This window comes from Sabulicella glaciei, assembly GCF_026183895.1.
GTDB lineage: Bacteria > Pseudomonadota > Alphaproteobacteria > Acetobacterales > Acetobacteraceae > Roseococcus > Roseococcus glaciei.
The window spans coordinates 1-11,708 of sequence record NZ_JAPFQI010000004.1; the positions used below are offsets into that span (position 1 = coordinate 1).

Consider the following 11,708-nt stretch of genomic DNA (forward strand, 5'->3'; position numbering starts at 1 on the left):
CTCGTCCAGCGCGGAAGCCTGGATCACTCCAGCCTCGTCCATCGACATCCCTCTCTCCCTCTCCAGAGGGGGGCGATTTCATGTCGCCAAGGGAGGGTCATTCCATGGCGCCCGACACAGAGAAAAGCCTGCTGCGCTCCGCGCCCCAGGTCGCCAGCACACGTACGCGCCCGGCTTCGACCAGCGGCGCCCATGGACCAGCATCGGACATGAGCTGAACCTGCCCGCCGAGCAGCGACGCCAAGCTGTCTGCCCACCCGCGGAACGGGGTGTTGAGAAGGTCTGTCCCGTCATGAGCGGCGATCTGTGCCATCGTGACGTGGGGCGTGCCACCGATGCCGTTGGAGGCATAGGCGATCGATCCTGGCCGCGCTTTGGCGGCGGCCACCATTTCACCCCAGTTGGCCCAGGGCGCATCGGCGCGGACACCGCTGGCAAAGGTGTAGCCAGAGGTCATGATGATCCACGAGAAGTCCTCGACCGGATCATAGTCGACGGATGCCATGGCCGGATAACGGAACACGTTGATCGGCATCTGGGAGATCGTGTATCCGTCGGGCCGACTGCCCCGCGCCATGCTGGAAGGACCCAGCGTCCCGGCCGCGCCCGGCCGGTTGTCGATCACGATGGGGACGCCCAGCTTCCTTCCGGCGGCTGCAGCCAGCGCACGCGCCGTCGCATCGCTCGGTCCGCCGGGCGTCCATGGCACGATGAAACGGATAGGTCGTGACGGGAAGCCTGACCCCTGTGCCGAGGCGAGCCTCGGAGTTGCCAGCACAGCTGCAGATGCGCCGATGACAGCTAGCGCCCTGCGGCGGCTCGCGTTGGATTGGTTCATTGGATTGTTTCCTCGATGATGCTGCTTCAGACGTGCCCTCTCGAGCATCGGCTGAAGCAGTGTTCCTTGCCGAGGGCGGCCGTTCAGGCCGCCTGCTGCAGCGTCGAGGCGACATCCATCAGCGTCACGCGCCGCATGTCTCGCGGATAGCGCTTGTCATCGTAAGGCCGACCGCGATGCATGGTCGTCCTGTTGTCCCACATGAGCAGGTCGTTCACCCGCCATGCGTGGCTGTAAACGAAGCGGCGCTCCGTCGCGTGCTCCATCAGATCGCGGATCAGGGCCAGCGCCTCGGGAACTGGCCATCCAACGATGCGCCCGATATGCGCGGACAGATAGAGGCTACGCCGTCCTGTCGCGGGGAAGTAGCGCACCAAGCGTTGCTGGACCGGAGCGAAGGAGGCGCGTTCCACCTCGGTGAACTCGGTGAAGCCGAGGAGCTGCCGCGAGAAGAGCAGGCTGTGCTCGCAGATCAGGTCCCGAAGCTTCTCCTGCATGTCAGGATCCAGGGCATCCCAGGCCGCGCGCATGTCGGCGACCTCGGTCGCGCCGCCGCTGGGCGGGATCACGCGGGCATGCAGCATAGAATACTTGGCGGGAATCGCCTTGAAGCTGCTGTCGCTGTGCCAGAGCTGGTTGCCGAGGTTGAACATCCGTCGACGCGCATCAGCCGCCAGAATGGTGCCGTCCGGCGCCAAGTTCGAGATGTCGTTGATCGTCTTGTCCTGGAGACGGGTCTTCTCCGCATCCACGGTGGCACGAGTGGCCTCGATCGTTCCGAGCGCCTCGCCAAATGCCCTTTGCTCGGCGTCGCCTAGCGCCTGATCCCGGAACACAAGAGCAGCGTAGGTGTCCATGGCTGCGTCAATCTCAGCCGCCACATCCGGTGTGACGGGCTTCCGCAGGTCAATGCCGCTCACCTCAGCCACGAAGGACGGGGTGACCGGGCGGATCTGAAGGGTGGCTTTCATGTTTCCTCCGTGAGTTCTTCGGTTCGCTGTCTGCCCATTAGCGGGGCCACTTTAATCGTTTAAAAGATGGAATTTCAACCACGTTCTGCTGCTGTGATTCCGCAGAGCGACCGACAATGATGACCTGGACGATCGGCGCGGCGCGCCAGTGACTCATAGAGAGTTCACCTCTCGCAGCCGTTCGTAGCCATCGATGCGTGGCGCAAGCCGCTCGCCTTGAGCACCACTACTTGCATCAACCTATTCCCTTCCCATTTACCATCCACACAGATGGTAAGAGGATGTTATCAGGATGGCTGCGAACGTGCACGAACTGCGGCCAAAGCCCGGCGGCGACACCGAAAAGATCACGATCAACCTTGGTTACGTCGATCTAGGCCATGTCGACCTGCTGGTGCAGGAGGGCTTCTACTCAAACCGGACCGACTTCATCCGCACCGCGATCCGCAATCAGATCGAACGGCATGCCGAGACGGCGAAACAGTCGATCGTCAGGAAAAGCCTTGACCTTGGTCTGAGGCACTTCACCCGCGCCGATCTCGAAGCGGTTCGGGCAGCAGGAGAGCGGCTCGACATCCGCGTGCTGGGTCTTGTCAGCATCGCAGCCGATGTCACGCCGGAACTCGCTCAGGCGACCATCGCCTCGATCTCCGTCCTCGGCGCGCTCCAGGCCAGCACCGCGGTGAAGGCCGCGCTCGCCGACCGCATCCGCTGACCGTCGCCACAACGACGGGTCAGCGTCAACCACGTCCAACATCTGCCTTCCACGGCGGAATGCAGCGCGAGCCTCCCTGTAAGGAAGGCTGGCCTGCGCCCGCGCACCGAAAGATCCCTTATGAACGCGATCCGACCGAACCCCATGCTCGAGGCTACCCGCCTCACCCGCGAAGGCAAGCTGACCGAAGCCTCTGCATTGCTGCAGGGCCTGCTCCGCGGCCAAGCACCAGCTGACACGACTGCGGCCACACCGCCGGGCGCCACCAAGCCGCCGGCTGGACGCCCGCCGCGCATCATCGATGTGGATCCCGTGACCGGCGAGCCATCGGATCCTGCGCCCGCTCCGGAACCGCCCATGAATGCGGCCCATCGATGGCCCGCCGGGGGCGTGGATGCGGCAACGATGCCGCAGATGCCTGAAGCGCTGCGTGGCTTCCTCGATCAGATCAGCCAGGGCGGATTGCCACAGGGTCTGGGAGGGCTGGCGCAGGGCCCGATGGCGCGGCCGGCGGAGCCGCTGCCCGACGGTGCACAATTCGTGGCCGGGTCGTTCAGCAACGACGCCGGAAGCCGCGGCTACAAGCTTTATATCCCCAGCAACTATCGCGGCGAGGCGATGCCGCTGGTCGTCATGCTGCACGGATGCACCCAGTCCCCCGACGACTTCGCCGCCGGTACGCGGATGAACGCGCTCGCCGAGGAGCACGGCTGCTTGATCGTCTATCCCGGCCAGACGCAGGCGGCCAATGCCCAGAAGTGCTGGAACTGGTTCAGCCCTGGCGACCAGCGGCGCGACCAGGGCGAGCCTGCGCTGATCTCTGGCATCACGCGCCAGGTCATGCGCGACCATGCGGTTGACCCACGGCGGGTCTATGTCGCCGGGCTGTCCGCTGGTGGCGCGGCCGCAGCCATCATGGCGCAGGCTTATCCCGATCTCTACGCCGCGGCCGGAGTGCATTCCGGCCTGGCGTGTGGCGCAGCTCGCGATATTCCCTCGGCCTTCGCCGCCATGCGGCAGGGTGCCACCCTCCCGCCGCAGCCTGACCGCACAGGCTTGGGCGCAGGAATCCGACGCATCGTCCCGGCCATCGTGTTCCATGCGGACAAGGACAACACGGTGCATCCGCGCAACGGTGATCAGGTCATCGCACAGTCCGCGGGAGCGGGCGGCCTGCGGACGGAGGTGCAGCGCGGGCACGTGCCCGGGGGCCATGCCTACAGCCGGACCATCCATAAGGACGCAGCCGGCCAATCGGTCCTCGAGCAGTGGCTCGTCCACGGCGGCGGCCATGCCTGGTCCGGTGGCAGTTCCGCCGGATCCTACACCGACCCACGGGGCCCCGATGCATCGCGCGAGATGATGCGCTTCTTCCTGGAACATCCCCGGGGCACATAGGCGTGGCGGGGAAAGACCAAGACGACCGGCCCCTGCTCGGTCAACAGGGGGAGAGTCCAGCCTGCAGTACAGGAGCGTAGGCTGACACGAAGGCTCGAGAGGTGAGCGCAACAATTGCCGCTTGTCGGCGACGGGCCCCGTGGACCTGTTCGGAGATATCTCTTCAAATGTCTTCAGATTGTAACCGGTACGTATTGGGACCGTCGGTTGCGTGTCCCCGCATCCCACGTTTCCAACACTTCTCCAGAACGGCCGTTCCCCACCAAGGGAGCGGCCGTTTTGCGTTGCGAGGCCTGCGAGCCGAGGTGCAACAGCGCGGCCAAGTCGCCCCGCAGCTCCAACACCGAAGGCCGGCCGCGCCTGTGAGACGGCCGAGCCACTCCTGGCCCCACTCCGCGGCACCGGAACGAAATATGTCGGCCTTGCTGAGTGCCTCGTGAGTATGCCGCGCCACCCAGGCATGGTCGCGGCCATCCTTTACCAGCTTTTCCCGGCTGATCCCGTGCACCGCTTCTGCGGCTTTCGACCGGGACGTCCATCCGTAGGTAGGCCGGATCAGGTTGGCCCTCGCCGTTCCCGATCTCATCGACCCAGCCAATCTCGATCAGGTAGCCGGCGGGGCAGGCCCCTTGATTGTCTCCTCGTGGCCGGCCTGGACCGGAGCGGCGCGAACGCTGCGTGGGAGCAGGAGGGCATGCGCCGCCTGGCCGAGAAGGCGATATCTCGGCTCTGCCAGCATGTCCCGGCGGACGACCGCATCGCTCGCAGTCCGGCCGCGTCACTCCGGCTGCACGCCCGCGGCACGCAGGAGGCGCGTGTTGGCCTCGATGCCCTCCCGGACCAGCGCCATTACCTGCGCGCTCGTCTCGAAGCCAGTGCGCGCGGCCACCCCGGTCATCTCGTTCACCCGCGCAGCAGTCTGCTGGATGGCCTGCCGGAAGGCATCGCCGAGAGCCTCCAACGCAGCGGGCGGCGTGCGCTTCGGTGCGACGATCGGGAAGAACTCCTCATGGATCACGCCCGGCATGCCCGCCTGTGGGGCGCTCGGCACGTCCGGCAGGGCCGGGCTCCGTTGCTCCGCCAGCACCGCAAGCGCACGCAGGTTGCCGCCGCGCACCTGCCCAATCGCGGACGCCATGGTGGGCGTGCCGAATTGCGCCTCCCCCGAGACCAGCGCCGCGACGCTCGGCCCGCCGCCGCGGTAGTGCACCGTCTCCGCCTGCACGTTCATCCGCGCCATCAGCAGCAGGCCGCCGATGTGCGGGCCGCTGCCCGGGCCGGCCGAAGAGTAGTTGAGCCGACCGGGGCTGGCGCGGAGCAGTGCGAGGAACTCCTGCGCCGTGCGCGCCGGGACGGCGGGATGGATCACGAGCAGGTGCGGCGAGAAGCCGGCCACCGCCACGCCGTCGAAATCGCCGAGAGTGTCGTAGGGCACGTTCGCCACCACCGCTGGGATGGTGGCGAGCGAGCTATTCATCAGGACCGTGTAGCCGTCGGCCGGTGCGCGCGCCGCCGCCTCGCTGCCGATGACGCTGCCGGCGCCGGCGCGGTTCTCGATGACGACCGGCTGGCCGAGGACCTGCCCGGCCGGCTCGGCGATGATGCGGGCGAGGATGTCGTTGGAGCCGCCAGGCGCGGCAGCGACGATGAGGCGTATCGGCCGCGTGGGCCGCCAGCCAGAACCGCGCTGGGCCCGCGCCAGCGCGGGCATCGCGAGGCCGCCCAGCGCGAGGGCCAGGGTCGAGCGGCGATCGAGCTGCATTAACGTTTCCCCCGTTAGGTTCTCGGCGGCACCATCGCCCATTGCCGGATGGCCCGCCTGGGTGCCGAGCGTACACCCCGCGGCCGGGTCGTCCAGCGTGCAGCCCTGCACGTCCACAGGTCGGGAGATAGGCTTGTTGACGTAACGCGCCAGCGTCGTGCAGACCCTGGCACGGCCGCCTCGCGGCGGTGCGCAACCCAGCCGGAGGACGGCCGCATGACGCCCCGCCTTGCCCTCGTACTCGGTGATCCCGCCGGGATCGGGCCCGAGATCATGGCCAAGCTGCTGGCTGAGCCGGCGAACCGCGACAAGGCCGCCCTTCTTCTTGTCGCCGACCCGGAGGAGCTGGCGGAGGGGATGCGGATTGCGGGTGTGGAGGTGCCGCTCGCGCGCGTGAACGACCCAGCCGCGCTCGCGCCGGGCCACGTCGCGCTCCACGAGGTGCGGCGCCGCGCGGCGATCCCGCGGGGCCGGCCGAGCGCCGAGGGCGGGGCGCATGCGATGGACACGTTGCGCGAGTGCCTGGCGCTCGCCCAGGCCGGCATAGTGGACAGCATCTGCTTTGCTCCGCTCAACAAGAGCGCGCTGCACATGGCGGGCATGGGCCACCCGGACGAGCTTCACTGGTTTGCGGAGGTGCTGGGTCACAAGGGGCCGCATAGCGAGTTCAACGTGCTCGACGGCCTCTGGACCTGCCGTGTGACGAGCCACGTTGCGCTGCGCGAGGTGGCTGGCCTCGTCACGCCGGAGAAGGTGATCGGCGCCGTGGCGCTGATCCGCGATGCGCTGATCCAGGCCGGCGTCGCCGAGCCGCGCATCGCGGTTTGCGGGCTCAATCCGCACAATGGCGACAACGGCGCCTTCGGGCGCGAGGAGATCGAGGTCATCGGCCCCGCGCTGGAGGAGGCTCGTCGCCGAGGCCTGTCCTGCGAAGGTCCCTATCCTGCCGACACCATCTTCCTGCGCGCGCAACCGAGGAGCGACGGCACGCGCGACGTGGACGCGATCGTCACGATGTACCACGACCAAGGGCAGATTGCGATGAAGCTCATGGGCTTCTGGCGCGGCGTCACGGTGGCGGGCGGGCTCCCCGTGCCGATTGCGACCTGCGCGCATGGCACGGGCTTCGACATCAGGGGCAAGGGCGCCGCCCGCGTCGGCGCGCTGCAGGCCGCCTTTGACCTTGCCTGCGCGATGGGCGCGCGACGCCGCCGGACTGCCTGATGACGCGGGTGACCGACGTGATGGCGTGAGCCCTTCGGTGCGAAGCCGATGCGGGGACGGCCGTGGTGATGGACCGTGCGGCGGGGGCCGGGTCAGGCAAGCACGCAGGCCGCATCGGAAATCAGCCCCCTTTCAATGACCAACAGATCTGAGGCGCTGTGGCAGCGCGGCTCAGTAATGTTCCTATTCACGGGCGCCCAAGATCGATGCAATTGCACCTACCACGCGGTTGAGCGCGTCTGTTGGGAGAGAGGAAGTGCGGCTTCGACTTCATGTGGCTGTGGCGGCCGTCCTTGCGCTTGGCGCTTGCGCGAGCACGGAGTGGCACCAGGAGAATGACGCTTGCACCGCCGTTCTTCTCCGGGAAATCCCACCGGACTTCCACACCCGGCCCGTGACGCGGACACGGATGACTTCGGTCCCGACCGGGGGCATGAACTGCCGGACTACAGGATCTGGCAACCAGACGACGACAAACTGCACACCGGTGACGCGCTTGGAAAGCGTTCCGTACACCGAATGGGTGCAGGAAGATCTGAACCGACCTCAGCGCCAAGCGGCAATCGATGCCTGCAGAATCTCGGCCTGCCTGAATCGTTTCGGGAATGCGGAGTGCCGGCCGTCTCGTTCGCAGCCACCGGCCGCTGCGTCGCTTCCGCAAAGGGTACAGGTGCCGATCGAACCGCAATCGGACTGGAACCGGGCGCCCACATCCAGCGCCGTTGAGTGAGCCGGAAATGACTGCCGGAGCGACGCTGCACTTGGCTTTGAGGTCCCTTGCTGAGCTTCAGCCGGGAAGCTGCGCCCGCAGGGAATCTCGCTGCGTTCAGATGCTCGCTGGACGGCTTGAACGACCCTTCGACTAGGTCCGTCCGTTGACCGGCGCCGGACTTCCCCTCGTCTTCCAAATGGTGGTTGCGCGATGATGCCGAAACCAGGCGGTCATGATCAAACCATTCAGAGAGCAATTGGTCCACGAGGCCCGATCCAGATTCAAGCCTGGAGTGCTCGTGCTCCATGTACGGATTACAGACATGAGCGCTGAGGGGCGCCAGCCCGCCCAGACCCCGATATGTGGCCAAGCCGGCGGGGGCACGCCGCTGCTGTCGCTTGTCGCGGTCATCGGTGCTGCCACCATATTCGGACTCACCTACAGCCTCACCGCGCCGCTCGTCGCATTGAACTTGGCGGAACGTGGGTTGGGGGAGACCTGGATCGGCCTCAACGCCGCCATGCACGCCGTGGGCGTGCTGATGGTGGCGCCACTCCTGCCGCGGCTCGCCGGCCGCTTCGGAGTCCGGCCGCTACTCCTTGTGGCGCTGCTGTCGACCGCGGCCTTGCTGCTGCTCTTCCCCGCGATCCCGATCGTCTGGATGTGGTTCGTGCTGCGGATCGGGCTGGGCGCGGGCGCGGAGATCCTATTCGTTCTGACGGAAAGCTGGGCAAACGAACTCAGCAGCGATAGGACGCGCGGCAGGGTCATGGCGACCTACACGGCCATGCTCTCGCTCGGCTTCGCAGGTGGCCCACTCATCCTCTCCGTCACCGGGACGGACGGGATACTTCCCTTCGCCGTGGGCTCGGGGGCGGCGCTGCTGGCCCTGCTCCTGCTGGTCCATCCCGGTGTCACCCGTCCAGCCATGCAAGCACATGGCCAGAGCAATCTTCTTCGATTCATGCGCCTGGCGCCCGTGGCCATGTCGACGACGGCGCTGAACGCCGCCGTCGAGACGGCCGGACTGTCGTTCATGGTCATCTACGCTGCCCGTCTCGGCTGGGAAGAGCAGGCTGGTACGCAACTGATCACGACGCTGATGGTGGGGGCGATCCTGCTGCAACTGCCGATTGGATGGCTCTGCGACAAGATGGACCGCCGGACGCTGATGCTTTGGCTGGGTGGTCTGTGCACGCTTGGTGCTCTCGCCTGGCCCATTCTCCTGCAGACGCCGTGGGTCGCCTATCCTGCACTTTTCCTCTGGGGAGGCCTGTTTGTCGGGATCTACACCACGATGCTGGCCATCGTCGGGTCCCGGTTTCGCGGCACGGATCTCGTCGGCGTCTACGCGGCTATGGGCCTGCTTTGGGGCGGCGGTGCGCTCGTCGGGCCCAGTCTCACGGGCGCGGCCCTCGACATGGCCCGACACGGCCTTCCGCTGTTCGTGGCCCTGGCCTGTGGCAGCTTCACCCTGGCCCTTCTCCTCTCACCGGCGCTTTCTCGCCGGAGGACCGCGCCCGCATGATCCGCATCATGCTCCTGCTTCTGGGTCACGAGGTGATCCAGCGCCGCTGGCCCGTACTTCTGGCGGCAGGACTCGCATGGCTTGGACTGGGCGCCTTCATCTTTGTCGATGCCATCGACGGCTGGACGCTGATCCCGCCGCACGTCTTCGGCTATTTCATGCTGCCCGAGGCGGCCCTCAGCCTGATCGCGGCCGCGGGCAGCAAAGGTGCGGCCCGGCGGCTCAGGCTCGCCAAGAGCGTCGCGCTGCTGGTCGCCGCGGGGCTGATCCTCAGCGCCTCGCCGCGCACGAGTTTCATCCTGGCCTTGCTGCTTGCCCTGGGCTTCCTGGTCGACGGTGTCCTCCGCATCGCCAGCGCGCACCTGATCCGCTTCCTCGGATGGAGAGGCGCAGTTGCGGGTGGCGTGCTCGAGATCCTCTTCGCCGTCGCGATGCTGCAGCCCTTGCCGACCTGGTATGCCGGAACCGTCGGCTGCATGGTTGGCCTGCTCCTGGCGCTGAGCGGGACCGGCATCATCCACGCCGCCATGCGGATCCGCCGCCTGCCACCCGGCACGCCCGTCTCCATCGCGCTGTCGCAGAACCCGATCGCCAATGTCCTGCTGCCTCCGGTCCAGCCTGAGCGGACGGGCGGGAAGAGCAGCCTGATTGTGCATGTTTGGACGCCCACCGGCACGGTCAGCACCCCCCTGCATCAACGGGCCGTCAGCCGCTACATCGCGGCGGTCGACGGCAGCGGCACAATCTCGACCGGCCATGCCGCCCTCGAGCTGGCGCCCGACCTCTACATCAGCCACTACCCCGCCGTGGAGATTGACCGGTCGCGCAATGCCTTCGCAGCCCTTCTGCGCGCGACGACCGACAACGATGTCCCCGGACGGTTCCTCCCAGGCCATGCCGAGGAGGTCGCTGGGTGGTGTGCCCCGACTGCGCAGGTTGTGTTCTACGACTTCAACGCCCTTCGGCTGCGCGCCTTCTGGGAAGCGTACAGACAGGACCAGACCTACAACCTCACAAGCCGCAACTGCTCCAGCGCCGTCGCTGGCGCACTTGATGCAGCGCTGGAAGGTGCCTTCGTCTCGAAGCGGTGGCCCGTCATTTCGGTGCTGGGCGCCCTGACCAACCCGGAACTCTGGGCAGCGGGGCTCATACGCCAGCGCGCGGAAAGCATGGCCTGGACGCCCGGGCTCGTGCTCGACTACGCCCGCGCCATGAGTGCTGTGATCGACCCTCCCGCCGCGCTTTGGCACCGCCTCCTGCGGCCAAGTCGGGCTGCGCTGCGCGATGTATAAGCGGCGCGACTGCCCTCACAGGCGGAGCAGATAGGGCCGGATCGGAATATCGCGGAGATGCTGCGGAAGCGTCCTGCAACCGCTTGCGATGACCGTGCGGCGTTGTGGTGGGCACAAGGTGCAGATCACTTGGAACTCCCGCTTCCGCCGGGGCGGCCACGAAACGAGGTTCGAACTGTGCCACTCCTTGCTCGATAGGTCGGAAGGATATCTTTTCGCCTGCCACCTGTGACTGCCGCCGATTCAAGTTGAAGCATCCGGCCTTGAAGAGACCGCCGGCCTAGCTCGCCAGCCGGATCCCGGGCCGGTGCACCCGCACGGCGCTCTGCTCGGCCAGGATCTCGCCGATCGCCTGCCGGAGCATGCGGATGTCGCGGATGCGGCCGAAGCTGGGGCGGTGGAACAGCGCCACGTCGCGTCCGAACGCCCCGCCCGCGATGCGCCGGTAGGCAACCATGTCGTCCAGCAGCGCGCCCACCTGGATCGCCAACTGGGGAAACAGCGAGACGCCGCTTCCGGCCGCGATCATCTGCCGCAGCGATTCGAGGCTCGCGGCCTGAAGCACGTGGTCGCCCTCGCGCAGGCGGTCCGGGCAAAAGGCGAGGGCCTGGTCGCGCAGGCAGTGGCCCTCGCTGAGCAGGATCAGCTCGCTGGCCGGGATGTCCCCGGGCCGCACCTCGTCCACCTGAGCAAGGGCATGGTCGCGCGGCACGGCCAGCGCCAGCTCCTCGCGGAACAGCGGGAGCTCGGCAAGGTCGCTTTCGCCCAGCGGGCCTGCGGCGAGCACGGCGTCCAGCTCCCCTTGCTCCAGCTGGCGGATCAGCGGGCGCGTGTTGCCCTCGATCAGCAGCAGGCGCAGGCGCGGGAAGCGGGCGCGCAGCGGCCGCAGCAGGAAGGGCACGAGATAGGGACCGAGCGTCGAGATCACCCCGAGCCTGACCACGCCTGTCAGCGGCTCCGCACCGGTGCGGACGACCTCGAAGAGACGTCGCGCCTCGCTGAGGATGCGGCGCGCCTGGGCCACCACCTCCTCGCCGCGCGCGGTGACGAGCACGCCGCGCGGCGAACGCTCGAAGATCTCGAGGCTCAGGAACTCTTCCAGCTTGCGGAGCTGGCCCGACAAGGTGGGCTGGGACACGCCGCAAGCGGCCGCGGCCCGGCCGAAATGCCGATGCTCGGCGACCGCGCTCACATATTCGAGGTCGCGCAGCGACAGGCCCGCGAGATTCATGTGTCCCTCCCGTATCGGGCGCAAGCATCCCAGGGCG

9 protein-coding genes are annotated in these 11,708 nt (G+C 67.3%); 5 read left to right on the top strand and 4 right to left on the bottom strand.

Going from position 1 to position 11,708, the window contains the following annotated elements:
* Positions 1-97 precede the first annotated feature (97 nt).
* Positions 98-838 carry a Bug family tripartite tricarboxylate transporter substrate binding protein gene (locus OF850_RS07870; RefSeq protein WP_301589444.1) on the bottom strand — a complete coding sequence of 247 codons (741 nt, stop codon included), beginning with the start codon at positions 836-838 and terminating at the stop codon, positions 98-100.
* A gap of 83 nt (positions 839-921) precedes the next feature.
* Positions 922-1,809 (bottom strand): TauD/TfdA dioxygenase family protein, encoded by an 888-nt coding sequence (locus tag OF850_RS07875; RefSeq protein ID WP_301589445.1) that lies wholly within the window; start codon positions 1,807-1,809, stop codon positions 922-924.
* A gap of 292 nt (positions 1,810-2,101) precedes the next feature.
* On the opposite strand from OF850_RS07875, the gene OF850_RS07880 reads away from it, so the two are divergent.
* A complete protein-coding gene (locus tag OF850_RS07880; RefSeq protein ID WP_301589446.1) occupies positions 2,102-2,524 on the top strand; it encodes a CopG family transcriptional regulator in 423 nt (140 codons plus the stop codon).
* Between the two features lie 120 nt (positions 2,525-2,644).
* Entirely contained in the window at positions 2,645-3,922 is a 1,278-nt protein-coding gene (locus OF850_RS07885) for an extracellular catalytic domain type 1 short-chain-length polyhydroxyalkanoate depolymerase (RefSeq protein ID WP_301589447.1), read from the top strand.
* Positions 3,923-4,700: 778 nt separating this feature from the next.
* Here the strand turns inward: OF850_RS07885 and OF850_RS07890 are convergent.
* Positions 4,701-5,684: a Bug family tripartite tricarboxylate transporter substrate binding protein gene (locus OF850_RS07890; protein WP_301589448.1), complete on the bottom strand. Its 984-nt coding sequence runs from the start codon at positions 5,682-5,684 to the stop codon at positions 4,701-4,703.
* Positions 5,685-5,900: 216 nt separating this feature from the next.
* Between OF850_RS07890 and OF850_RS07895 the strand changes: the two genes are divergently transcribed.
* The 3 genes from OF850_RS07895 (at position 5,901) to OF850_RS07905 (ending at position 10,440) form a co-directional block, all read left to right on the top strand.
* A complete protein-coding gene (locus OF850_RS07895; protein WP_301589450.1) occupies positions 5,901-6,908 on the top strand; it encodes a 4-hydroxythreonine-4-phosphate dehydrogenase PdxA in 1,008 nt (335 codons plus the stop codon).
* Between the two features lie 1,034 nt (positions 6,909-7,942).
* The gene (locus tag OF850_RS07900; RefSeq protein WP_301589451.1) at positions 7,943-9,148 is read left to right on the top strand and encodes an MFS transporter; all 1,206 of its coding nucleotides are present in this window, start codon (positions 7,943-7,945) and stop codon (positions 9,146-9,148) included.
* The gene (locus OF850_RS07905; RefSeq protein WP_301589452.1) at positions 9,145-10,440 is read left to right on the top strand and encodes an HdeD family acid-resistance protein; all 1,296 of its coding nucleotides are present in this window, start codon (positions 9,145-9,147) and stop codon (positions 10,438-10,440) included. The genes OF850_RS07900 and OF850_RS07905 overlap by 4 nt, the downstream gene beginning before the upstream one ends.
* A 280-nt stretch (positions 10,441-10,720) precedes the next feature.
* Here OF850_RS07905 and OF850_RS07910 read toward each other — a convergent pair whose 3' ends face one another.
* On the bottom strand, positions 10,721-11,671 hold the full coding sequence (locus OF850_RS07910; RefSeq protein ID WP_301589453.1) for a LysR substrate-binding domain-containing protein: 951 nt from the start codon (positions 11,669-11,671) through the stop codon (positions 10,721-10,723).
* Positions 11,672-11,708 lie beyond the last annotated feature (37 nt).

What these genes read in the sequence shown, in the direction of transcription:
- OF850_RS07870 (WP_301589444.1), bottom strand. Translation starts at nt 838, where the DNA reads ATGAACCAATCCAACGCGAGCCGCCGCAGGGCGCTAGCTGTCATCGGC.
- OF850_RS07875 (WP_301589445.1), bottom strand. Translation starts at nt 1,809, where the DNA reads ATGAAAGCCACCCTTCAGATCCGCCCGGTCACCCCGTCCTTCGTGGCT.
- OF850_RS07880 (WP_301589446.1), top strand. Translation starts at nt 2,102, where the DNA reads ATGGCTGCGAACGTGCACGAACTGCGGCCAAAGCCCGGCGGCGACACC.
- OF850_RS07885 (WP_301589447.1), top strand. Translation starts at nt 2,645, where the DNA reads ATGAACGCGATCCGACCGAACCCCATGCTCGAGGCTACCCGCCTCACC.
- OF850_RS07890 (WP_301589448.1), bottom strand. Translation starts at nt 5,684, where the DNA reads ATGCAGCTCGATCGCCGCTCGACCCTGGCCCTCGCGCTGGGCGGCCTC.
- OF850_RS07895 (WP_301589450.1), top strand. Translation starts at nt 5,901, where the DNA reads ATGACGCCCCGCCTTGCCCTCGTACTCGGTGATCCCGCCGGGATCGGG.
- OF850_RS07900 (WP_301589451.1), top strand. Translation starts at nt 7,943, where the DNA reads ATGAGCGCTGAGGGGCGCCAGCCCGCCCAGACCCCGATATGTGGCCAA.
- OF850_RS07905 (WP_301589452.1), top strand. Translation starts at nt 9,145, where the DNA reads ATGATCCGCATCATGCTCCTGCTTCTGGGTCACGAGGTGATCCAGCGC.
- OF850_RS07910 (WP_301589453.1), bottom strand. Translation starts at nt 11,671, where the DNA reads ATGAATCTCGCGGGCCTGTCGCTGCGCGACCTCGAATATGTGAGCGCG.